Consider the following 25,224-nt stretch of genomic DNA (forward strand, 5'->3'; position numbering starts at 1 on the left):
TTTATTTTAATACATTTATCATACGTTAAACAATCAAAAAACCGAATTAATTTGCATTAACGCCAAACGTAACCGCTTTTATTTTTAAATAAGCGTTAAAATGGACATATTATATACATATTAAGTGTTATAACCCAAATAATGCTAAAATTTGCTCAGCTACGCTGTTTAGTGTTCCTAATTTTCCGGTTTGTTTCTGAATCAATTAATACATGTTATGATAGGCATAGGACATATTTTCTGGCAGCAAATATGTCACTGATGATTTATCTTTTTTATGATCCGTTTGAAGGAGGAAACTAATATGAAAAAAACATTAACATTAGCTGGTTCAGATTCAAGTGGTGGCGCAGGGATTCAAGCTGACTTAAAAACATTTCAAGAACATGATGTTTATGGCATGACAGCTATTACCTCTATTGTTGCGATGAAACCCGATACTTGGGGACATGATGTGACAGCCATTGATGTCGCTATCGTTGAAAAACAACTCGATACCATTCTTTCTGTAGGGATCGATGCCATGAAAACTGGCATGTTAGGTTCCGTTGATATTATTAAATTAGGTGCAAAAAAAATAAAAGCTCATGGCATTGATAAAGTCGTTATCGATCCCGTGATGGTCTGTAAAGGCGAGCATGAAGTCTTACAACCAGAAAATACTGATGCGATGCGTGAGCTTCTTTTACCGCTTGCTACCATAACTACGCCAAATTTATTTGAAGCGGCTCAGTTAGCACAAATGAAGCCCATCCAAACACTTGACGAAATGAAAGAGGCGGCTGAAAAAATTATTGCTTTAGGTGCCAAAAATGTAGTAATTAAGGGTGGCAAAGCCTTCATGAAAGCACAAGCCATCGATTTATTTTATGATGGCGAATCATTTGTGGTACTTGAAAAAGAAAAACTAGAAACGAGCTATAACCACGGCGCAGGCTGTACCTTTGCAGCAGCCATCACGTCAAACTTAGCCAATGGCGATAGCGTTCAAGTTGCAGTAAGCAAAGCAAAAGACTTCGTCCACGCAGCGATTAAGAATGGTTTCAAATTAAATGCCTTTGTTGGGCCAGTCATGCACGGAGCCTATAACAAAAAATAACCCGTAAATCTTTTCTTAATTGATTGAAAAACGATGATAATTAATGTTATCATCGTTTTTTTCATTGATCGTTCTCTTTCCTAGCAATGTTTAGTTAAGAACTGAGCGGGTATTTAAATTAGAGAGCTTGTCATATACTTACAAAAATAAAGGAGCGGATATAACGATGCCTTATACAGAGAATGACTACCCCAGTTCATTTAAAAATTTTGAATCGCCACTAAAGAAGAAAGCCATCGATATAACTAATCGATTATTAAAAGAAGGCTACAATGAAGAAGATGCCATTCCTATTGCCATTAGTCAAGCCAAAGACTGGTATGAGGATGCCTCGAAGCGGGAAGTAGAAGCGATGGAACAAAAATCCGGCCGAGACTTTCAAAAAGAATCGAAAGATTCGAGTACGGACCCGACATTGTTAGATAATGCAGTCCATGTCTTGCCCGATGAAGATAAGTGGGTTGTGAAAACAGCAGGAGCTAAACAGGCCAGTGACCGCTTTGACAATAAAGATGCAGCGATTGATCGCGCCAAAACCATTGCTAAAAATAAAGCAACACAACTCGTGATTCATCGCAGTGATGGAACGACCCAAACAACACATAATTATTAGCGAAAAAGCCCCGTGCTACCGATAAAGGTAACACGGGGCTTTTAGATCATTGATTAAAAAACCATTCCATCTACTTGATGTCTAACACTCGATCATATGCCGGTTTAGGTTGATTATTAGTATCAAACAAAAACGGCCAGTTTTTTCTTCCTTTAACTGGAAAATCACTTAACCACGTGTAGCGATCAGATATCCCCCAGAACGTAACCGAAGTAATTTTTGCACGATGCTTAAGAAACAGCTTAAAAAAATCTTGATAGCGCTGCGCTTGTGCTTCAAGCATGTCTTTTGTTGGTTCGATTAAATCGGTGCGCTTATCATCGAAACGGAACATTGAGACATCCATTTCAGTAATGTGTAGCTCCACACCACATTCGCTATAGCGCTCAATGGCTGTCTCGATATCGAGAAGTGAAGGATCATATAGATTCCAGTGCGCCTGGAGTCCCATGCCATGAATCGGAATCCCTCTAGCTTTCATCCCTTTAATAAGTGTATAAATTTTTTCGCGCTTTCCAGGATTTGATTCGTTGTAGTCGTTATAAAATAATTTTGCTGTCGGATCAGCTGCATGCGCAAAGCGAAAAGCGTGGTCAATAAAATCTTCACCAATAATCTCTAGCCATTTCGATGGCCTGAAAAAAACACCTTCTTCATCAGAAATCGCTTCGTTAACAACATCCCAAGCATAAATCTGTCCTTTATAACGACCGACCACTGTTTCAATGTGTGCTTGCATGCGTTCAAGTAAAATCTCACGAGAAACAGCATGGCCATTTTCATCTTCAAAAAACCACGCGGGTGTTTGATTATGCCAGACGAGGGTATGACCACGTAAAGCTATACCGTTTGCTTTTGCAACCTCCAAAAAATAATCACTGTTAGAAAAATCATAGCGATCTTTTTCTGGATGAATGTTTTCAAACTTCATTTCATTTTCAGCAGTTATTGAATTGAACTGTTCTGTCAAAAGTGTACGATCAAGATCGATCGAGGCTTTATTAACGGCTGCGCCGATTAAAAAATCGTCTTTAAAATATGATTTTAATGTGTCCATCACATGTACTCCCTATTTAGCGAAACTTAGCTAATCCATGGCTAATCGCTTTTGTTTGTGGATAAATTTGTTGATATAGGCTAAATAACTCTTGATACGCTTGTTTATTTTCTTCAATTGGATAATAGCTTTTATCGTATGTCACAAAAGCTTTCGCGCATGTTTTTAAGTCGCTAAACCAACCTGAACCAACAGCGGCAAGAATCGCTGCTCCCATGCCTGGTCCTTGTTCATTTGATAAGGTTACGACTTCAGCTTCGAAAACATCCGCTTGGATTTGTAACCATAGATCACTTTTAGCGCCACCACCACTGGCAACAACTTTGTTAACGGTTTTACCTTTTTCACGGAAGATATGGACAGATTCATTTAAACTGAAGGTGATCCCTTCAATGACTGCCCGGGCAAAATCGCCACGCGTGTGACTTGCGTGTGCACCAATGAAGCTTGCACGAATTAAACTATCTGGATAAGGCGTCCGCTCACCAACGATATATGGTGTATAAAGCAAGCCTTTAGCACCTACGGTGGAAGCTCCTGCTTCTGCAACTAATTCATTAAAAGATATATCTTTTGCAAATGTATCCTTAAACCAGCTTAAACTATAACCAGCCGCTAACGTGACACCCATGGTATAGTATGCCGTCGGATCGCCATGATTAAAGTAATGGACTTGTCCTTGGAAATCTTTATCTCCTGTTTCCTCAAATGATAAAACAACACCTGAGGTACCTGTACTAGATAAGGTTAAACCATCTTCTAATATACCTGCACCAATTGCACCGCACGCATTATCCGCTCCACCTGCAAAAACTTTACAGTCTGCTGATAACCCTGTTTCTTCAGCTACTGCTGGTAACACAGTGCCTGTCTCATCATAAGAACCGACAAGTGTAGGACATAGGCTTAGATCAACACCTGTTTTTTCGCACATCTCGTTACTCCATGTTTTTTCACTCACATTTAATAGCAACGTGCCGGCTGCATCCGAATAATCCATACTCAAATCACCCGCAAGTTGGAATCGCACATAATCTTTTGGCAACAAGAATACGTCTGCTTGTGCATAAATATCAGGTTCATTATGTTTAACCCAAAGAATTTTCGGTAAGGTAAACCCTTCAAGTGCTGGATTCTTAGTCTGTTGATGTAACGTCTCAATGCCAACCTTCTCTTCGATCTCACGACACTCTTTTGTTGTCCTTGTATCGTTCCATAAAATTGCTCGACGTAACGGCTTTTTATCTTTCCCTAACAATACTAAACCGTGCATTTGTCCCGAAAAACTCATGCCCTTGATTTGACTCGGATCATCAACACGTGCCGTTAATTCTTTTAAAGCTGCTTTTGTTTGTTTAACCCAGTCCCCAGGATCTTGTTCGCTATACCCTGGCTGGTCGTGATAGAGTGGATAATCTTTTGAAACTTCATCGACAACATGGCCTTCTTTTGACACAAGCAGCACTTTCACAGCGCTCGTGCCTAAATCGACGCCTAATACGTACTCCATATAAAAACCTCCTAATATAAATCATGCGAATGGCGCAAGTGCACGATTCGCATGATTAAACTTATTTAATTTCGTGATTAGATATTCAATAGGTATTGATTCATTTTCGCTTTGATTTTCTCAACTTGACCTGATTTAAGGTTGATGTCCTTGATATCAATGGCGTGTGCTTCAAGTTCTTTTAAGCTTGTTTTACCGTCAACGATTTGTTTACCAATGCCTGATTTGAATGTCTCATAGCGATCATCAACAATGCCTTCAAAGAAGTTATCATCAATCATTTTTTGCGCTACTTTTAAACCAATAGCAAAGGCATCCATACCAGCGATATGTGCGTGGAATAAATCATCTGTTTCAAATGAACCACGACGTACTTTCGCATCAAAGTTTAAACCGCCACGACCTAAACCACCATTTTTAAGAATTTCATACATTGCAAGTGTTGTTGAATACAGATCTGTTGGGAATTCATCGGTATCCCATCCAAGTAATAAATCACCTTGGTTGGCATCGACTGAACCTAACATACCACTTTCACGAGCCACGCGTAGTTCGTGTTCGAATGTGTGACCTGCAAGTGTTGCGTGGTTCGCTTCAATATTAAATTTAAAGTGATCTTGTAAATCATATTGTTGTAAGAATGCGGTAGCTGTCGCTACATCAAAATCATATTGATGTGTCGTTGGTTCTTTTGGTTTAGGCTCAATTAAGAATTGTGCATCAAAACCGATTTCTTTTGAGTAATCAAGTGCCATGTGGTAAAGGCTCGCCAAGTTTGATTGCTCAAGCTTCATGTTTGTATTAAGTAATGATTCGTATCCTTCACGTCCACCCCAGAATACATAGTTTTCTGCGCCTAATTCTTTACCAACTTCTAGACCTTTTTTAATTTTACCTGCTGCATATGCAAAAACATCTGCATGTGGTGAAGTTCCTGCACCGTGCGTCCAACGTGGGTTGGTGAAGTTATTTGCTGTGTTCCATAGTAATTTTGTTTTACTGTCTTTCATGTATTCTTTGATCATTGCTACAATTTCATCTAAGTTTTTGTTTGTTTCACGTAATGTGTCACCTTCAGGTGCAATATCAACATCATGGAAACAGAAGAATGGTGCATCAATTTTTTCGAAGAATTCAAAAGCTGCTTCAACACGTGCTTTTGCTAAATCCATACCTTTTAAGTGGTCCCATGGACGAATCGCAGTACCCGCACCAAACGGATCCCCACCATCACCTGTGAATGTATGCCAGTAAGCAATACCATAACGCAATGTCTCTTCCATTGTCTTACCATTAATTTTCTCTTCAGGGTTATAGAATTTAAATGCAAACGGATTGTCTGAGTTACGACCTTCATACTTTACTTTACTAATTTCATCAAAATAAGCCATCTGTGTAGCCTCCTTGGTTTTGTTTTAAGCTGATACTTGTATTCTATCACGTTTAACTTAGTTAGTCTATCGAATATACTAAGTTTTTTAAAATTTTTTTAGCGCTTTCATTCTTGTGTTGACAAGCTTCCTTAATCTACCGCTCACATTCACTGCTTCCCGGAGGCTTGCAGGAAAAAATTCTTTAAGCCTTCCATTAAAGCTGTAAGTATTGCTTCGCATTATGGAAGCAAATGGCTTCAACAAGTTCCTTTAATAAGCGCTCATCCGTAGGAATAATCCCCTCATTTACCCATTCAGCAATAACATTAGCTAAAATTCGTCTGAAATACTCATGACGTGGATAAGAAACAAAGCTTCTAGAATCCGTCAACATACCAATAAATGTTGCTAAAAAGCCATAATGAGCAAGGTCATTGAGTTGACGTTCCATGCCGCGTTTTTGATCATTAAACCACCAACCCGAACCAAATTGCATCCTTCCCATTGTCGGACCGGATTGAAAATTCCCTAGCGCAGTTAATACGACCTCGTTCTGTGTTGGGTTTAAATTATAAACGATTGTTTGAGGCAAAGCATTATTTTCAGCGAGTTTACTAAAATGCTGATTTAAAGGTTGGGCAAGTGGGCGATCATCGATCGCATCAAAGCCACGATCGGTTCCCAGTTGATGTAACATCTTTCGGTGATTGTTTCTTAGTGCGCCAACATGAAGTTGCATGGTCCAATTTTTTTTCGTGTATTGTTTCGCTAAGTAATGCAACACACCTGTTTGATACTTATTAACATCCACCTGTGTTAAAGTTTCGTCATTTAAACGCTTTTTAATAATACGGTCCAAATCAAAAGGTGTATAGTCATGATAGCGAAGTACCGAGATTCCGTGATCCGCCAGTTTTGCCCCTGCTTCACTGAATCGCTCAACAATTCGGTCCAGTAATTCAAACAAGTGCGTAATTTGCTGAACCTTGATCGCAAAACGTTCTTCTAAAGTTGTAAGGTACTCTAGAAATTGCTGTGCCTGGATATCAATTAATCGATCAGGTCTAAGTGTTGGTAGGACCTGCGGTTTAAATGTCACATCTGCGCGTAGCTTTTCATGAAATACCAATGAATCTATCGGATCGTCTGTGGTGCCAATCATATAAACATTTGATCGTTCAATTAATGCTCGCGGAAGAAAATCTTTTGATGCTAATTTTTCATTGCACTGTTGATAAACCGCTTCCCAATTCGAAGGGCCAAGCAACTGATCAATACCAAAATAGCGTTTTAGTTCGAGATGCGTCCAGTGATGCAAAGGATTAGCAACCGTTTTAGGAACAATTGATGCCCATGCCTTAAATTTCTCTTCGTCACTTGCTTCACCTGTAATATAATATTCATCAATCCCCATGGCTCGAAGTGCGCGCCATTTGTAATGATCGTCCGCAAGCCATAACTCAGTGATGGTTCGAAAGGGGCGATTATGAAAAATCGTTTCTGCTGATAAGTGACAATGGTAGTCAATAATCGGTAAGTCCTTCATGTAATTGTGATACAAGTGTCTGGCATAACTCGATTGCAACAGAAAATCTTCATCAATAAATGACATCATCTTCACTCCTCATTATCTATCTGTTAATGCATGTTCACCTAAGAGCTCACTTAAAGTCGCTCGATCCGGTGCCCCTTCCCAGTCTCCTTTAAACTGAGTCATGTAAGCGCCCATGGCATTCGCTACTTCTAAAGCTCGATCCATCTCAGGTTTAGTCAAGGTTTGTTTATTCAGATCTAAAAAAACGTGTAAAAATCCGGCGGTAAAAGCATCCCCCGCACCAACAGAATCAATCACTTGGTCCACAGGAAACGGTGACCGCTCAATATGTTCGTCAAGAAAATAACAACCACTGCCTCGGCTCCCGCGTTTCAAGACAATCACAGCGACCCCTTGTTTTTTTACGGCTTCTATTTGAGCTTGTTCAGTAAGCTTCGGAAAAAGAAAAGCTAATTCCTGTTCGCCGGGTAGAAACACATCACACAACGGCAACAACTCCAGCAACCTTGTCTTTGCTGTATCTTTATCCCATAACTTAAACCGGATATTAGGATCAAATGAAATTGATAAACCGAATTGTTTTGCTGCAATCATGGTCTCTTTTAAAAGGAGAAAGCTTTCTTCACTTAAGGCAGCAGTAATTCCAGTCACATGGAGGTGTTTAGCATCTTTTAGCCAGAGTGATCGATAGTCCTTACGTGTCAATCGACTGGCCGCTGAACCCTTGCGATAATAATGAACCAAAGGATCGTTTAATGGCCGGCGCTCCTTAAAGAATATGCCCGTCGAAGCTTGATCAGTTACTGCAACAAACGTTGTATCGACCTGCTCTTGGCGCAGTGTTTGTAGTACACGTTCACCAAAAGGATCGTTGCCGACTTGACTAATAAACCGAACAGGTCGATTGAGTTTACTTAAAGCGATTAGTACATTCGTTTCCGCACCGGCAACAGATTGACTAAACTGATTTGCATACACCATTTTCTCACCGTCAGTTGGTTGAAACAGCACCATACTTTCTCCAATTGCGACAACATCAATCATGACACATGCGCCTCAACAATTTTTACGTATGCTGATGCGGTTTCTTCGATACCAGCAAAGTCACCTTGATCAACGCGCGCCCGGCTTATCAACTGACTACCAAGTCCAACAACACTCACGCCAGCTTTTAAAAAGAGGGCTACATTGTCAAGATCTATGCCACCAGTTGCCATCATCTCAACATGCGCTAAAGGACCTTTAATATTTTTAATATAACCTGCGCCAAGTGTGCCGGCAGGGAACACTTTAATCATTTCAGCGCCCGCATTGACTGCTGTCTGCATTTCTGACGGTGTTAGCGTACCTGGAAAAACCGGTTTTCCAATTGCTTTACCAAAAGCCAGAATATCAGCATCAAAGTGAGGGGAAACCAAGAAGGCTGCCCCTGCATCGCTTGCACGCTTGGCATCGACGACACTTAGAACCGTACCCGCGCCAACTGTTATGGTGTCACCAAAGTGATTGATCAATGCTTTGATTTGTTCACAGGCATCTTTCGCATCGAGAGTCACTTCAACAAAGTGAATGCCCCCTTTTCTTACTGCTTCGACTGCCTCGATGATGCGATTCCCAGGCAGTTTACGTACGACCGCAACTAACTTTGCTTGCTTTAATTGATCAATCATCACGTTTCCTCCTTAAACACCCGAATAAGACATGAAGCCGCCATCGACAGGCACACTAATACCTGTAACAAAGCCGCTGTAGGTTTTATCAGCTAGCCACAGCAAGACACCATGTAAATCTTCGGGTTTACCTAAGCGTTTCATCGGTGTTTGCGACAATATTTTCTCCGTCCGCGGCGTGAAGCTTCCATCTGCGTTTGTTAACAAAGTCCGGTTTTGTTCAGTTAAGAAAAAGCCGGGTGCTAATGCGTTAACTCTGACACCTGCCTCACCAAAATGTACCGCCATCCATTGCGTAAAGTTATCAATACCAGCTTTTGCTGCTGAATACGCTGGCACTTTAGTCATTGGCGAAGGTGCACTCATTGATGACATATTAATGATGGACCCTTCCGTTTTGATTAATTCATCGGTAAAGACTTGCGAGGGGATCAGCGTTCCCATTAGATTCAAGTTGAAAACAAAATTAAATCCTTTCATCGATAAATCAAAGAAACTACGAATATCAGGATCAGCAACATCTTTTTCGTTATAGGTCTCATTTGTCGTTGAACCTTCAGGATGATTGCCACCAGCACCATTTATCAATAAATCAACACGACCATACTGTTTAAGGACTTCTTGTTTAGCTGTTTCAACAACTGAACGGTCGGTTACATCACAATAGACCGATATCGCTTCTCCACCTTGGGCGATAATGTCTGCAGCAGCAAGATCCCCTGGTTCTTTCGGATAATTTAAAATAGCGATTTTCATACCATGGCGGGCAAGTTCTCTTGCCATTGACCCGCAAAGTACACCCCCACCGCCTGTAACAACGGCAACCTTCCCTTTTAATTGTTCATGTATCCCTGTCATTTATTCTCCTCCTCTAACATGTCCCATAAGCCTTGCATGTACATTGCTCCTAGGGCGCGGTCATATAAGCCATAGCCTGGGCGAGCATCTTCTCCCCAAATCATTCGACCATGATCAGGTCTGACGTAGCCTTGATAATCATGTTTGTGTAAAATCTTAATAAGTGCTTTCACATCAACAGACCCTTCATCATCACGATGGGCCACTTCATGAAAATCACCATTTTCTAAATGTTTCACATTACGAATATGAATAAACGGCGCACGATCATTGCCAACAAATTTTTCAAAAATACGCGGCAAATTATTCGCTAAGTTGGCACCAAGTGAGCCCGTACAAAGTGTAATCCCGTTTTCAACCTCCGGAACGGCAGCCATGAGTCGGTCTAAATCTTTTTCATTTTTAATGATCCGCGGTAAACCAAACACTGACCACGGCGGATCATCCGGATGAATCGCCATTCGTACATCGCAGGCTTTGGCAACAGGAATAATTGCCTCTAAAAAATAGACTAAATGATCAAAGAGTTTTTCCTCCGTCATCCCTTGGTACTGTTCAAATAATGCTTCAATTTTACTCAGTCGCTCTGGTTCCCAACCTGGCATCGCATGTCCTTTAGCGCTGTTTTTTATTCGCTCAATCAGCACCACCGGATCAATCCCCTCAATCTGATCACGTTCATAGCTCAACACAGTAGAACCATCAGGTAACGGCATCGCTAAATCGGAGCGAGTCCAATCAAAGATTGGCATAAAGTTGTAACAAATCACTTTCACACCGAACTTACTTAATGTTTTAATTGTCTCTTTATAGTTTTCAATATATGTCTCCCGTGTTGGTAAGCCAAGTTTGATATCTTCATGAATGTTGACACTTTCGATAACCTCAAGTGCTAGTCCGGCTTCGTGTGCCTCTTCTACCATGGTAGCAACAGCTGTTTCTGGCCACGGTGCACCTACCGGAATATGATAGAGTGCACCAACAACACCGGTCATGCCTGGAATCTGTTTCATATATCCTAGTGGAATATTATCTTCGTCATAAAACCAACGAAAGGTCATTTTCATTACCTTCACCTCATCTAATAAATTGTTCTCCCGTGCAAATCATTGATCCCCGATTTCCGATAAAAATACGTGTTAACGGTATCTCGCCATTCTTTCGCCATATACAATTGGTGTTCGAGTCGTTCCATCACGCTCGTATAGCGTGTCGGATCAATCGCCTCTTTGAGTGATTGCCACGCATCAATCATCGCCTTAACTTGTTCAACCCCTCTAAAGTGTGTATCGTAAATATGTTGAATCACTGTTTTACCACTGTGAAGTTGATGCGTATACGGCACATGGTGGAAAAATAACAACAATTCATCGGGACAGCGGGTTAAATCATTGTAGACTCTTGCATTCTCTTTGTGGAATTGTCCCGTGAACCCTGTTCCTGTTTCGATTGTACGATCGACTCCAACCCCATTGCGATCAGCAAAGTGATAAGTGCCCCATTTGTCGTATTCATAACCATCAATGTTTGGTCCGTAGTGATGTGAAATATTCACCATCCAACCAATGCCTAGTGGCGACGTATAATTCTCGTAAATCTCCCAAGAAGGCATCACCATCTGCATGATGGTTTTAATCACAAAGGGATCATTACCAAAGGTTTGTTTTACCCACTCTAATGCAATCGCCTCAGCCGTTAATTCTGGATTCCAAATCATACGACCGTAGCCATACAGATTCAATTGAGCAAACAGATGCCCGGTCCAGTTATAGTCACTACCGACATTTGATACCGCCACAATGCCTGCATGTCCGTTTTTAAACACCTCGCCTGCGACAATATCTTTCACATAAGTGCCCATCCCTTTACTGTATGTGTCAAAACTTAGCACTTCTTTCCACTGTGGGACAAGATAGACCAAATGTTTTTGTTGCCCCAGATACTCCTGAGCAATTTGAAATTCTAAAAAATGATTGGTGTTTTCCAAGCTCCCAATTAAAGGGGACACAGGTTCACGAACTTGGAAGTCCATCGGTCCATTTTTAATTTGCAAGACCACATTCTCCTTAAAAGCGCCGTCTAACGGCATAAAGTGATCATAAGCTGCTCGGGCTCGGTCCGTCTGACGATCACGCCAGTCTTGCTTACAGTTGTATACAAAGCATCGCCAAATAACAAGACCACCATAAGGTTCAAGCGCTTCAGCCAACATGTTGGCCCCTTCAGCATGATTGCGACCATAGGTGAACGGCCCTGGACGGTTTTCTGAATCAGCTTTAACTAAAAAACCTCCAAAGTTAGGTATCACTTGATAAATCGCTTGTGCACGCGCTTTCCAAAAGGCTTGTACATCTTTATCTAATGGATCTGCTGAGGCAATTCCTTTTTCCATTGGTGCAGCATAGTTGATACTTAAAAATAAGGTAATACCAAACTGATTGAAAATATCTGATGTTTGTTTAACGTCCATGAGGTAACGATCAAAAATTAAATCCGTCTCATTTTCATGAACATTGACATTGTTAATAGAAATCGCATTTATTCCCGCAGCGGCTAATAATCGCGCATAATCATAAATGCGTTGCCGATCTTTAATAAATTGATAATCCTTATAGAAAAATGATTCCCCTGCATAACCTCGTTCAACTTCTCCATTCATGTCATCCCACTGATTAATCATTCGCACTGGGTTCTTTGGCACTTCAGTCATTGATAAGTGTTGAAGCGACTCCTCCATTTGCAACAACCGCAATAAGTGAAAAACACCATACAAGACACCGTTTGCATCTTTTGCGGTTAACTGAATCCGTTTTTCTGTCGTCTTTAATTGATAACTTTCGTTAGGTAGAGACGGATCCAGCGTAATGGCTAATCCTTCACTTATTGTCTCTCTCACAACAGCTGGACGTTGTTTAAACATTTCATTTAATCCGACCGTCCATTCATCTAATGCGCGTTCAATGATGTCATTATCCACTGTTACCGATACCGCTTTTAGATAAGGAGCTACCGTTTTTGTGTATTTTTCTTGATCCTTTTCTCGGTATTGTAACCACGCTCGATAACTTGTTAACTGATCAACCGTAAGGCCATCAATCCGGCGTTCTGATTGTCTAAATTGCATTATTATCTTCCTTTCAAAAAAAGATAGCGCCAAAAGCTATCAGCTCTATGGCGCCTTCTTAAAATTTTAAAATGTTCTTAACCTTTTACTCCACCAATCGTTAAGCCTTTAACGAAGTATTTCTGCAAGAATGGGTAAACCATGATAATCGGTACCGATACAACCACGGTCATCGCAGCCCGAACAGATTGTGGGGTTACCACATCGACGACGCCACCTTGCGAGGCGGCAAACTGCGATTCGGCCCCAGCACCAGAGCCAAAAGCTGCATTGGCATTACTCAATACTTTCATCAATTCGTACTGTAAAGTACTTAACTCTGGTATTGAGGAGTTATAGATGAATACATCAAACCACTGATTCCATTGCCCGACTGCAACGAATAAGGAGACGGTTGCAATAACTGGCAACGATAACGGTAGTGCGATTTTGAAGAATTGGGTGAATTCTCCCGCACCGTCCATCCGCGCTGATTCGAACAAGGTTTCAGGTAAGCCTTCAATGAATGAACGAATCACGATGATATTAAATACACCGATGAGCGTTGGGAAAATATAAACCCAAAAAGATCCAATGAGGTTTAGATCGCGGTGTAATAGATACGTCGGAATCAGTCCTGCGTTCATATACATGGTCATAACAAAGGCAATCGTGACAAATTTCTTTAAGAAAAAGTGAGGGCGAGAGATGGTATAAGCAACCATCGCGGAAGCCATAACCCCAAGTCCGGTACCGATCACTGTTCTTAACACGGAGGTTATACCCGCGCGCAGAATTTGCGCTTCAGTGAAGACGTGTTCATAGTTATACCAGGTGAACACCCGCGGTAAGATACGAATACCCCCGCGAACCGTATCCGTTGATGCATTTAATGAAATAGCTAACGTGTTAAGCATTGGATAAAGCATGACCACAACAAGAAGGATCATGATGAGGACATTGACGGTATCAAAGATCAAATCATCGATACTTCTTCGTTTACCTTTTAAGCGATTTAATAAATTCATGACTGCTCCTCCTTTAGAATAATCTTGCTTCGCCAAGTTTTTGTGCGATTTTATTGGCGCCAAATAAGAATATAAATGAAATGACTGTTTTAAACATACCTGCTGCCGTTGCGAGTGAGAAGTTCGCTTGTCGAATCCCGTAACGAAGAACAAAGATGTCTAAGTTTTCTGCATATCCCATGTTCATCGGGTTCATTAAGAGATACTGTGCTTCAAAACCAGACTCTAAGATGTAACCAATATTCATAATCATTAAGATGACAACAACCGGTTTAATACCCGGTAAAGTGATATATAAGATCCGCTGCAAGCGTGTTGCACCGTCAATTTCTGCTGCTTCATATTGCTCTTGATCAATCATTGTAATAGCTGCTAAGTAAATAATTGAGTTCCAACCAACGGTTTTCCATACATCAGACGCCCCGATGATGCCCCAAAAATATTCACCAACACCTAAGAACATAATCGGTGTATCTATGATACCTAAATTCATTAGCATGATATTAATAATGCCATCATCCACAGAAAGTGCGGAGGAAACGAGACCCGCAACAACTACCCAACTTAAGAAGTGAGGCATGTAACTAATGGTCTGGACGATCCGTTTAAAACCAACCTGACGTAATTCATTCAGCAATACTGCTAAAGTAATTGCCATCACAAACCCTAACACTAAATTGATCATACTCATTGCTAGCGTGTTACGCATAACTTCTAAAAAGCGTTGATCTTGGAATAAAAAGGTGAATTGATCGAACCCAACAAACTCTGATTCTTGAAAGCCCCGGGCGGGTTTGTAATCTTGAAAAGCCATCAACCAACCTGAGAGCGGTAAGTATTTGAAAATAAACAACCAAATTAAAAATGGTACGCTCATCAACAATAATTCTTTTTGACTCTTACTTTTTTTCAGAAAATATTTAATACCTTTAGGTTGTCTTTTTTTCTTTGTTTTCTTCTTAACACTACCTGTTACATTCACTGCATCTCCCACAATAATTTCCTCCTTCTTTTGACGTATTAATTTAGAAAAATAAATCCACAGCTTCGTGGTAAGTCTAAATCAATGGCTAAGAATTGATCCTGATGATTCCTATTCAATTTTTAGGGGTACTGTCCATTAATCCTCTCCCATTTATTTTTCTAAACTAAACCGTTTAGATCGATTCAGAGATACTAAAGGATTGTTAACACCCACGCTTCATTAAGATGGCAGATGGCAAACAAAGTGTTTGCCATCGCCAATTAATTTGTATGAATATTACCGGTATTGCCAATCACCATCTAAGCGTGCTTCAACTGTATTAGTAAAGAATTCTTCATACGTGTCCACATCTAATGAACGGTATTCATTAACAAACTTATCCCACTCCGCATCAAAGCTTGCGGGATCAGAAAGAACAATCTGTGGATAGTAACGTTTTTGTAATTCTTCAGCACGTGTCGCAAACAATGCCACATCAGAACCTTGTTCAACGTTTGCACTCCACGCTGGGTACCAAGGACGTTCTTCTGGTTGAGAGAAAAGACCAGAGAATGTATCAATGTTATACGCTTCTAAATATTCACGGTCAGAGTCACGGTATGTCTCTTTTGCTACTTCTGGCTGGCGACGTGATTCAACCGCGTTACCATCAGAGAATGAACCGTTAAGACGTGGCCAGTTCCATTCAAATACTGTCATACCTAAATCTTTACGGACATCTTGATCAGCAGAGAGTTCAACTTGCTCAGCAGTACGGTAGAAACGGCCATCTTCATCAACTGAGTAATGGACGCCTTCTTCGCCCCACATCACAAGTTTTTGCATATCTTCTTGAATCAATTCATCCCAGTACTGAATGATACGTTCTGGATTTTCTGCACTCACAGTAATGCCAGCACCACGATTTTGTGTGAATGAAGGAGGATCAAGGTACTGATCTTTAATGCCTTCTTCTAAAACAACCGGTAAAGCCATAAATTCTTGATCTGGGTTACCTGCTTCTTCTAATGACGTACGCGCAGTACCCCATTGCCAACCGTACCCAAAGAATCCAAGGACACGACCAGAAGAGATTTTAGCTAAGAAATCATCGTTATTCATAACGAACATTTCTTGGTCTAAGTAACCGTCGTTATTTAATTCATTTAATGCTTTTAAGTATGCTTTTGTCGCATCACTATCTGCATAAACACTCGCTTCATGTGTGTCCATGTCGATTTGTACAGAACCATCATTAGGGTAGCCCGCTAAATGGTTCGGTGTATTTGAGAAGGTAAAGAAACTTGTATCATACGTTAAACCAGTGAAAGGAACTGTGTTCATTCCATCAATTTCTGGGTTTTCATCTGCATAATCTTTAATCAGTGCTAAATATTCATCAAGTGTGTTGATTTCTGGGAAGCCAGCGTCTTTTAAAACACCACGTTGAATCCAAAATGCCCCTTGGTCAATATTAGGGTTTGGTACATATTCATTAATCGTTGGACCAAATGGTAAGTAGTAGATGTTACCGTCTGGCATTGTAATACGGTCTAAGTAATCTGAGTACATTGCTAAAATATTTTGACCATGTTCTTCCAACAGATCATTAAGTGGGATAAATGCTTCTGCATCCATCATCATTTCAATGCCGTGGTCAGGAACAACAACATCTGGATATTGTCCACCTGCGACCATAACGCCTAATTTCTCCATTAAGTCACCGACAAGGTATTCCATCTGGAAGTTAACACCCGTTTCATCTTCAAGCATGCCACCAATGGTTGTTTCATTTGTATGGATATCATCTCCTGATGCTCCAACAAAATAGTGATACGTTATTGGATCATTTGACATGTCCTCCGATCCTGAATCATCACTAGAAGAATCCGATCCATTATCTGTGCCAGATGATGCATCATCGTCTCCGCCACATGCAACTAAAAACATGAATAAGCTGACAAAGATGAGTAGTAATAAAGATTTCTTTTTAAACACTTGATTAACCCCTTTCAACTGTAAAGTTTATTTGCTCTCGTTTGAAAGCACTTTCATTATAGCCCGGCTAATGGTTTAACTCACCAGGTTAAACTATAGTTAGAACCCCAAAAAATATAGATGAAGGCGCTATCATTTTTGAAAAATATAGACATCCAATCAAAAGAATATAGGTTTTTACCTAAAGATCATTGTCTACCCTAAAAAGTTTAGCTTCCTACTAAAAAGTAAGGCGATTCATCTTTCGAACTGGCGTGATTGGATTATCTTCAAGCCATACAAAATGCCTGATAAAAACACCTTACCCCTACCTGTACTAGGCAAAGGTAAAGTGTCTTAATAACCCTTATGCATGTTGCTTTTCTTAATCGTTGTTTTGTTCTTCTGTAAAGGTTTGCTTATCTATTTTCTTTAAGTACGGTTCTAGGATTGAATCTTGGGCAGGTAAATCAATGGTGACGGTTGTGCCTATCCCTTCTTCACTCTCAATCTTAAAGCGGAAGCGATCTTTATAATACAACTTCAAACGGTAGTAAGCATTTTGAATACCGATTTGATTACCCATTTCTTCTTGGTTCTCCATCTGACTTATAATTGTGGTGAGCGTAGATTCTGCAATGCCTACACCATTATCTTCGACGACAAACCTTAACCCCATCGCCGTTTTCGTAATGTTAACTGTAATCTTGCCGTTTGCTTTCAATGGTTCAACACCATGAATTGAGGCATTTTCGACAAAGGGTAAGAATGCTAAGTTCGGAATCTCAAAGTTAAATAAATCTTCTTCAACATTGATGCGGTACTTTAATTTATCACCAAACCGATAGGCTTGGATTTCTAGAAAAGCATGAATCAATCGCACTTCATCGTTTACCGTTACCCAATTACGGCCCCACGCTAAAGAATTCCTGAAAATCCCCGCCATATTTTCAATAATTGCGGCTGTCTCATCTTCGTTTTTAATCAGGCTTCGCATGCGAATTGTTTCTAATGCATTAAATAAGAAATGTGGGTTGATTTGACTTTGTAATGCACTTAACTGCGCTTCCTTTTCCCGTAATTCTAAATCTTTTTTCTCTAAGTTCGCTTTAAAGACTTCATTGAACAGTTGATTGATTTTTCGCGTCATTCGATTGATTTGGTTAGCCAACTGACCAATTTCATCTTTTGATTTCACATGCGGATACTCAGCAAAATTTTTCTTGGCGATTTTTTTAGTATGATCAAGAATATTAATCAGCCGTGTATGGAATGACTTTGAAATATAGACAATCAGTAATCCCGGTAATATAAAGTTCATGATGCTAATAAGAATGATAAACCTTGCTGATTCGAACAACTCTTTCGTATAAATCGATTCATCAACGACAGTTACCACTGACCATCCTTGCAAGTAATCATCCCGAAAGATATGTTCACTGACATGATAGGTGTCTCGATCGTATTCATCCGCAACAAACACTGTTTGATCTTCCGTTTCTTGACCGTTGGTACTAAATAAAATGTCCTGTTTATCATTGAGTAAATAGATATTACCTTGAACAGCAGCATTATTGAGCACGTTATTAACGGCTCGTGGGTTCAAATTAATGTTCACGATATTTTGAAAATCCGTGTATAAAGTGAAGTAATCTAACGGACGGTAAATGGCAAGCTGGACCCCCGCTTCATCCTTTCTTTCAATTAAAGTGGGTAAACTTGTTGCATTGAGCTGGTTATACCAATCCTGTGCCTCACCAGTTGTTGCTAACTGATGAATGCCACCTGCATACAACATCGAAGGATTGGTCGTATAAAAACGAATATCTTCGATAGCATTATACAAGGGTACGGTTTTACGGTATTGGTTAATCACTGCATTGTATTCTTGAACATACTCTACCAAATTAGGGTATTCATAATTAAAAAATTCATATAAACGGACATCTAAATAGAGTGAGGTTGATAACCCAATTGCTTGATCGATCAACTGTTTAAACTCTTCACTCGTTTGTTCAGTTATAAGTTCTGTATCTTCTCGTTTTTGTTCAATAAAGTTTGTTGTCATTTGACTGAAAAAAACGGTGTTTGAAATTAATATTGGCACCAACACCGTAATAAAGTAAATGATTAAAAATTTATTGCGCATTTTCAAATCGTTGAAGGATTGTTTTAACCGGTGCATCAGAAGCCCTCCCTTACGGGTCAATTTTGAAAAAGGGCTCGGATTTGTTCTTTCACCCTATGCCCTATTATCGGTGCATTTGGATGATTTTCAAGTCGATCTTTCTTCCGCGCTACACGTAACAGTGCTTGGTGCATATTCCACATCATTACCCAACTCAATAGGGCAATCCCTAAAAACGGAATCATTCCAGGAATGATAGATAAGAACGCACCTACTAATCCAACGGATATCACCATTGAAAGAAACGAGAGGGGCGTGGCTAATACGAGTAACAGACTGTCTTTCACTAGTGTTTTCAGATGTTTGGGCTGGTGTAAATAAAGCGGGAAACTATACAACACGAAAACAATTACCACCACTAACGTAACATTCCATCCCAAAGCCAAAAGAATCGCTTCTCCACCCGTCGTCGTTAATAAATAGTGGTAATTAAACCACAGCAAATAGCTGAGTACGCCAATAAATAAACCGATAATATTCGCTTTAAAAAAATGTGTCTTGAAGGCTTCAAAGAAACTGCGGAAGATTGAAAAATCCTTATCCCCAGTAACAAAGCGTTGCATAACCGCCATCACCGCAAGTGTAGCTGGTAAAACACCAACGACAATTACCCCAAGTAACGTGAAACCTAACCATAATAAATTGAGATAAATAAAAAACCACAACCACTCCAACAGACGATAAAACCCCGTCGATACAAAGCCATAATTATTCCCCAAGTCTATCTCCCCCTACAACCATTTTTTGATTAAATTTAGCGCTAACGTCTGATGCGGACTTGTCGCTACCACACCCGCTACCAGATCATATTCTAATTCATAAGGGACATCTTCCCTAAGTCGGCTCATTTCATCATACCCAACTGCATAAAGATGTTCACGCCCATCTCGATCATCTTCTCGGACGAACCGGTCAAATTCTTGCTTATTCACCCCATCAATTGATTCTAGAGGTGCTAAATAATAGGGATCAATCAAAATTTGATCCAGCCCATCGTCGACAATAACGACATCCGCTTGTTTATTAATCAATTCTACCGTTAGACGATCAAATGAAGGTAACGTCATCTGTACTTGAATCGAGATTCCTTCAGGCAAATCTTCAGCCAATAATTCATACAGATATGCTTCCATCTCTTCAACATCATTTGTCGGTAAACTTGAAATGAACGTCACTTGAAAGACATCTTCACGGTGTAAATTTTCTGCTCGTCCGCCACACCCAACCAGTAGAAAGAGACTAAGCACACCAACAATCATCACTACTTTTAATTTACTTGCATCTGCCCTATTAGTCATCATCCTTACACCATAAAACTAACGACAAAGGGTTGAATGTACCACACAAACAAGGTAAAGGTGAGGAAATAAAAAAGAATTAAAGGGAATTGTGCTTTCGACTTCTTATTTCTTTGTTTTAATTGACGGTAGCGTCTAAAGGTCATCACCGCCAGGGCAAACCCAAGCAGCATGTGTAAAAGATGCCTTTCTGATGAGAAGAAGTAAAATTGTAAAACAAGTACATATAGGATAACACCAATAAGTAGCACATATTTTTGATTAAGCATTGTTCAACCTCCATTCACATGATTGTTTATCAGTTAGTAAACATCTGTGATTAATGATAAAGACTTACCCATAATTTCTAAAGATAGTCTCAGCATATCACATAATAAAGCGTTTTCATCTATCAAATACTATAGAAAATCCTTTGAAAAATAAAGATGATCAAAAAAGAACCGTTAGGATCGACTTACTGACAAATATCTATAGTTTTTTCACCAAAACCTATAGTGTATACCCTTATATTAAAGCGCTTTCTTTTGTAAGATGAAGACAAAGCATCTTTATTGCCTAAGTGAGAAGGGAGACACAAGCACATGTTAGCATCATCTGACTACACAAGAAGCAAACGATCATCACAATTTAACTATTCGATTGGTACCGGTCGGTTAGGACTCGCTTTACAGGAAGAATACATGAATCATTTACGTGAGGTTCAGACGAGGATTGGCTTTCAGTACATACGTGGCCATGGACTCTTCCATGATGATATCGGCATTTACCAAGAGGTTGAAACAGAGGGCAGAACGGAAGTCTTTTATAACTTCACCTATATCGATCGGATTTTTGATAGCTTTTTAGCGATTGGACTCAAGCCTTTTTTAGAGCTTGGATTTATGCCTGAAAAATTAAAATCAAGCGAGGAAACCGTCTTTTATTGGAAAGGGAATATTACCCCTCCGAAAACACCAAAAAAATGGGCACAACTTGTTGAAGCAACCTTGGTTCATTTCATTGAGCGTTACGGCTTCGACGAAGTGGTAACGTGGCCAATTGAGGTCTGGAACGAACCCAATTTAACGAATTTTTGGAAAGACGCCGACCAAGCCGCCTACTTTGAATTATATAAACTAACGGCCATGACGGTTAAAGCAATTGATGCGCGTCTGCAAGTCGGAGGTCCTGCTATTTGTGGCGGTTCAGATCACTGGGTGGATGACTTTTTAACATTTTGCAAGAAAGAAAACGTACCGGTTGATTTCTTCTCACGACATGCCTATACCTCGAAACCACCGGTTAAAACAGCAGACTATTATTATCAAGCGCTTGAACCGCCTAAGGACATGCTTGATCAATTCACGTCAGTACGTAAGCAAATTGATGCGCAAGGTTTTAAACACTTACCCTTTTACATTACTGAATTCAACACATCTTATTCGCCAATTAACCCTGTTCATGACACACTCGTCAATGCGAGTTACCTAGCTAGCATCCTCGTGAATGCGAGTGATAGCGTTGACGGGTTTAGCTACTGGACCTTTAGTGATGTTTTTGAAGAAGCGGGCATTCCTAAATCGTTATTTCATGGTGGCTTTGGTATGCTAGCGTTACACGGGATTAAAAAACCAACCTATCACCTGTATGAATTTTTTAGTCAATTAGGTGACAGCGAACTTTATCGTGATGATTCACTTTATCTAACTGAACGCATAGACGGCACACTGGTTGCCTTAGCTTGGAACTATTCTGATGAAAAAGGCGATGTAGATGAACGCTTGATTGAATTTGCGCTCGCAAACCAGTCAAAAGCTGTCTTCGTTCAAAAGGAACGCCTAACCGAATCAGACGGGAACCCGTGGCGCACATGGCAACAGCTTGGTCGCCCGCGCTTTCCCAGCCAAGATCAGATTGAGCGCATCAAAAAAACAATGATGCCGAAGGTTGAAACGATGCAGTTAGCGCCAGGTAGTGTCTCTGTGACTCATAAACTCGCAAAAAACGAGGTCTGTCTCATTACTTGCCTGCCTGTTGATGATGAAACGAGTAGTTACCGTGATTTAGACGATTCAAAAATTACATCTTATTAATAATCCAGGAGGATCATACAATGACCAAAGGTGCTTATTATACCGATCACTATCAGAATCGCTTTACTACCGTCGGCATTGATCAAACAGCTGTACAAGCTAAAATAGTCGATACATGGGAACGCCTCTTCACTGATAACCATCCCGAAACACAAATATACTTCGAATCAGGGGATGATCTTGGCTATATGGTCGACACGGGAAATAATGATGTTCGCACCGAAGGACAGTCATACGGAATGATGATGGCAGTACAAATGAACCGCCAGGATATCTTTGACCGGATTTGGAAATGGTCAAAGACTTATATGTACATGGAAGAAGGTTTGCACAAAGGTTACTTTGCTTGGTCCTGTCAGTTAGATGGGACTAAAAACGCCTATGGACCTGCACCTGACGGTGAAGAGTATTTCGCATTGGCTCTATATTTCGCCAGTCACCGTTGGGGCGATCGCAAAGCCCCATTTGATTATCACCGCCAAGCAACAGATTTGTTAAAAACTTGTGTGCATAACGGCGAAAACGGCTCTGGTTATCCGATGTGGGACCGCGACAATCACTTGATTAAATTTGTTCCAGAAGTTGATTTTTCTGATCCGTCCTATCATTTGCCGCATTTCTATCAGCTCTTTAGCGAATGGGCTGACCCTTTGGATCGCCCATTCTGGCAAGCGGCTACTGTACAATCGAGACGCTATATTGAAAAAGCCGCTCACCCCATTACTGGCTTATCGCCGGAATATGCTTTTTATGACGGTACACCTAATCACATTCGTGGTTTCGGTGATTTCTTTAGTGACTCTTACCGCGTCAGCTGTAACATTGGGCTCGATTATCAGTGGTTCCACGCCCCAGAAACACCCGTTCAAGTTAACGAAAAGTTACAACTGTTTTTTAAAGATATTCCAATGCGTGACTATCGTCGCTACAAAATCAATGGAGATCCTTTTGATGAAAAGGCACTCCACCCTGTCGGCTTATTTGCAACACTTGCGATGGGCTCTCTAGCAACAACTGGCGAATTAAGTGACCGCTATGTTAAGGACTTTTTCAACATGCCACTGAGAACTGGTGAAAGACGCTATTATGATAACTGTTTATACTTCTTCAGCTTACTTTCCTTAGCTGGACAATTTAATATTTATAAACCAAAAGAGAACGAATACAACCCAAATGGAGGAGATTAATTATGCGTATTGAAAATCCAATTTTAACAGGTTTTAACCCTGACCCGAGTATTTGTCGAGCTGGTGAAGATTATTACATTGCGACGTCAACCTTTGAATGGTTCCCAGGTGTCAGCATTCATCACTCAAAAGATTTAAAAAACTGGCAACTTAAAGCACGTCCACTTAACCGCAAATCTTTACTTGATATGAAAGGAAACCCAAATTCCGGGGGTGTATGGGCACCACAACTTTCTTATCATGACGATAAGTTTTGGCTGATTTATTCGGATATTAAAGTTACTGATGGGAATTGGAAGGATTCACATAACTACTTAACAACCTGTGATACGATTGACGGCGAGTGGTCAGAACCTATCTACATGAATTCATCTGGATTTGACCCGTCACTTTTCCATAATCCCAATGATGGAAAAAAATATTTCGTCAATATGGTTTGGGATCATCGTCAAGGAAACCATAACTTCTACGGCATTGTGCTCCAAGAATATGATCACAACCAACAGAAATTAGTCGGCGAAAAGAAAATCATCTTCAAAGGTACCGATGTAAAATTAACGGAAGCACCTCATCTCTATTATATAAATGGCTATTACTACCTTTTAACAGCCGAAGGTGGGACGAAATTTGATCACCAAGCTACCATTGCACGCTCAAAAACAATTGATGGCCCCTACGAGGTCCATCCAGAAAATCCATTGATCTCATCATTTGCGCATCCTAGAATCACCCTACAAAAAGCGGGGCACGGCTCACTTGTGCAAACACATACCGATGAATGGTACTTTGTCCATTTAACTGGACGAATTCTTCCGAAAACATCCGATCCTTTACTTGACCCACGTGGCTATTGTCCACTCGGGCGAGAAACAGCCATTCAACGAGTTGAATGGCAGAATGATTGGCCTTATATTGTTGGTGGAAACGCACCACTTGAAGTAATTGATGGACCTGAGATTGACGAACAACCCTTCGAAGAACAACCTGTTAAAGTAGACTTTGATGCAGATACTTTACCACTTGATTTCCAATCCTTGCGGATCCCACTTGGTGACGAGATCGTTTCGTTGCAGGCGCGGGAAAGTCATTTACGTATTTATGGACGGGAATCGTTAACGTCACTCTTTACCCAAGCGCTTGTTGCGCGTCGCTGGCAAGATTTTGTTTTTGAAGCTGAAACAAAGGTTGAGTTTAACCCAACGAGTTTCCAACAACAAGCCGGTTTAGTAAACTACTACAACACTGAAAACTGGACCTACTTAAACATTACACATAACGAAGAAAAAGGTCGTGTTTTAGACATCATGACCTTAGATAATACAACATTTAACCAACCGATTCAAGGACATGAGGTTGTACTTGGAGATGCTGAGGCTGTCTATTTACGCGTGAATGTTGATTACAACGACTATTATTACAGCTATAGTTTAGACGGAAAAACATTCTCGAAAATCGGACCTACCTTTGAGTCTTATAAACTTTCAGATGATTACATTCAAGGTGGCGGCTTCTTTACAGGCGCATTTGTTGGCATGTGTGTTCAAGATAATTCTGGTGAACAGTTACATGCAGATTTTGATTACTTTAGTTATAACCCTAACCGCAGTAAATAAGCGTTCTTATTCACTGGAAATTTTTACACTAAAGCAAACAGGCCCAAAAGTCACGATGA

At 40.4% G+C, this 25,224-nt stretch carries 21 protein-coding genes; 5 read left to right on the forward strand and 16 right to left on the reverse strand.

Annotated elements, in window-relative coordinates; translation table 11 throughout:
• Positions 1-304: 304 nt before the first annotated feature.
• Positions 305-1,099 carry a bifunctional hydroxymethylpyrimidine kinase/phosphomethylpyrimidine kinase gene (gene thiD, locus DES38_RS07385; RefSeq protein WP_110251474.1) on the forward strand — a complete coding sequence of 265 codons (795 nt, stop codon included), beginning with the start codon at positions 305-307 and terminating at the stop codon, positions 1,097-1,099.
• A gap of 166 nt (positions 1,100-1,265) precedes the next feature.
• Complete coding sequence (locus tag DES38_RS07390) at positions 1,266-1,712, forward strand: DUF2188 domain-containing protein (RefSeq protein WP_110251475.1); 447 nt, start codon at positions 1,266-1,268, stop codon at positions 1,710-1,712.
• Between the two features lie 70 nt (positions 1,713-1,782).
• Here the strand turns inward: DES38_RS07390 and DES38_RS07395 are convergent, their stop codons facing one another.
• From DES38_RS07395 to DES38_RS07470, 16 genes are all read right to left on the reverse strand, one after another.
• A complete protein-coding gene (locus DES38_RS07395; RefSeq protein ID WP_110251476.1) occupies positions 1,783-2,769 on the reverse strand; it encodes an endo-1,4-beta-xylanase in 987 nt (328 codons plus the stop codon).
• A 16-nt stretch (positions 2,770-2,785) separates the two neighbouring features.
• Positions 2,786-4,279, reverse strand: a complete 1,494-nt coding sequence (xylB, locus tag DES38_RS07400) for a xylulokinase (protein WP_110251477.1) — start codon at positions 4,277-4,279, stop codon at positions 2,786-2,788.
• Positions 4,280-4,356: 77 nt separating this feature from the next.
• A complete protein-coding gene (gene xylA / locus DES38_RS07405) occupies positions 4,357-5,670 on the reverse strand; it encodes a xylose isomerase (protein ID WP_110251478.1) in 1,314 nt (437 codons plus the stop codon).
• Positions 5,671-5,866: 196 nt separating this feature from the next.
• The gene (gene uxaC, locus DES38_RS07410; RefSeq protein WP_110251479.1) at positions 5,867-7,267 is read right to left on the reverse strand and encodes a glucuronate isomerase; all 1,401 of its coding nucleotides are present in this window, start codon (positions 7,265-7,267) and stop codon (positions 5,867-5,869) included.
• A gap of 12 nt (positions 7,268-7,279) precedes the next feature.
• Positions 7,280-8,251: a sugar kinase gene (locus tag DES38_RS07415; RefSeq protein ID WP_110251480.1), complete on the reverse strand. Its 972-nt coding sequence runs from the start codon at positions 8,249-8,251 to the stop codon at positions 7,280-7,282.
• Complete coding sequence (locus tag DES38_RS07420) at positions 8,248-8,877, reverse strand: bifunctional 4-hydroxy-2-oxoglutarate aldolase/2-dehydro-3-deoxy-phosphogluconate aldolase (RefSeq protein ID WP_110251481.1); 630 nt, start codon at positions 8,875-8,877, stop codon at positions 8,248-8,250. Before DES38_RS07420 ends, DES38_RS07415 begins: the two co-directional genes overlap by 4 nt.
• 12 nt (positions 8,878-8,889) lie before the next feature.
• Positions 8,890-9,735, reverse strand: a complete 846-nt coding sequence (locus tag DES38_RS07425) for an SDR family oxidoreductase (RefSeq protein WP_110251482.1) — start codon at positions 9,733-9,735, stop codon at positions 8,890-8,892.
• Positions 9,732-10,802: a mannonate dehydratase gene (uxuA, locus tag DES38_RS07430; protein WP_110251483.1), complete on the reverse strand. Its 1,071-nt coding sequence runs from the start codon at positions 10,800-10,802 to the stop codon at positions 9,732-9,734. Before uxuA ends, DES38_RS07425 begins: the two co-directional genes overlap by 4 nt.
• Positions 10,803-10,816: 14 nt before the next feature.
• Positions 10,817-12,859 carry an alpha-glucuronidase family glycosyl hydrolase gene (locus DES38_RS07435; RefSeq protein ID WP_110251484.1) on the reverse strand — a complete coding sequence of 681 codons (2,043 nt, stop codon included), beginning with the start codon at positions 12,857-12,859 and terminating at the stop codon, positions 10,817-10,819.
• A gap of 77 nt (positions 12,860-12,936) precedes the next feature.
• Entirely contained in the window at positions 12,937-13,866 is a 930-nt protein-coding gene (locus DES38_RS07440; protein WP_110251485.1) for a carbohydrate ABC transporter permease, read from the reverse strand.
• A gap of 13 nt (positions 13,867-13,879) precedes the next feature.
• Entirely contained in the window at positions 13,880-14,743 is an 864-nt protein-coding gene (locus tag DES38_RS07445; RefSeq protein ID WP_110251529.1) for an ABC transporter permease, read from the reverse strand.
• A gap of 384 nt (positions 14,744-15,127) precedes the next feature.
• Positions 15,128-16,828, reverse strand: a complete 1,701-nt coding sequence (locus DES38_RS07450) for an extracellular solute-binding protein (protein WP_211305843.1) — start codon at positions 16,826-16,828, stop codon at positions 15,128-15,130.
• A 364-nt stretch (positions 16,829-17,192) separates the two neighbouring features.
• On the reverse strand, positions 17,193-18,992 hold the full coding sequence (locus DES38_RS07455; protein ID WP_110251486.1) for a sensor histidine kinase: 1,800 nt from the start codon (positions 18,990-18,992) through the stop codon (positions 17,193-17,195).
• A gap of 20 nt (positions 18,993-19,012) precedes the next feature.
• A complete protein-coding gene (locus DES38_RS07460; protein WP_170114367.1) occupies positions 19,013-19,714 on the reverse strand; it encodes a YesL family protein in 702 nt (233 codons plus the stop codon).
• 12 nt (positions 19,715-19,726) lie between these two features.
• Positions 19,727-20,296 (reverse strand): hypothetical protein, encoded by a 570-nt coding sequence (locus DES38_RS07465; RefSeq protein WP_146206364.1) that lies wholly within the window; start codon positions 20,294-20,296, stop codon positions 19,727-19,729.
• Between the two features lie 2 nt (positions 20,297-20,298).
• Positions 20,299-20,562, reverse strand: coding sequence for a hypothetical protein (locus DES38_RS07470; RefSeq protein ID WP_110251489.1), 264 nt, complete (start codon positions 20,560-20,562; stop codon positions 20,299-20,301).
• A gap of 312 nt (positions 20,563-20,874) precedes the next feature.
• Here DES38_RS07470 and DES38_RS07475 point away from each other — a divergent pair, with 312 nt between their 5' ends.
• The 3 genes from DES38_RS07475 to DES38_RS07485 are packed head-to-tail and all read left to right on the forward strand — an operon-like array spanning position 20,875 to position 25,165.
• Positions 20,875-22,365, forward strand: coding sequence for a GH39 family glycosyl hydrolase (locus DES38_RS07475; protein WP_110251490.1), 1,491 nt, complete (start codon positions 20,875-20,877; stop codon positions 22,363-22,365).
• 20 nt (positions 22,366-22,385) lie between these two features.
• A complete protein-coding gene (locus DES38_RS07480; protein ID WP_110251491.1) occupies positions 22,386-23,552 on the forward strand; it encodes a family 8 glycosyl hydrolase in 1,167 nt (388 codons plus the stop codon).
• Positions 23,552-25,165 (forward strand): glycoside hydrolase family 43 protein, encoded by a 1,614-nt coding sequence (locus DES38_RS07485; RefSeq protein ID WP_170114368.1) that lies wholly within the window; start codon positions 23,552-23,554, stop codon positions 25,163-25,165. The genes DES38_RS07480 and DES38_RS07485 overlap by 1 nt, the downstream gene beginning before the upstream one ends.
• Positions 25,166-25,224: the final 59 nt, after the last annotated feature.

Source organism: Streptohalobacillus salinus (genome assembly GCF_003201605.1).
Taxonomy (GTDB): Bacteria; Bacillota; Bacilli; order Bacillales; family Amphibacillaceae; genus Streptohalobacillus; species Streptohalobacillus salinus.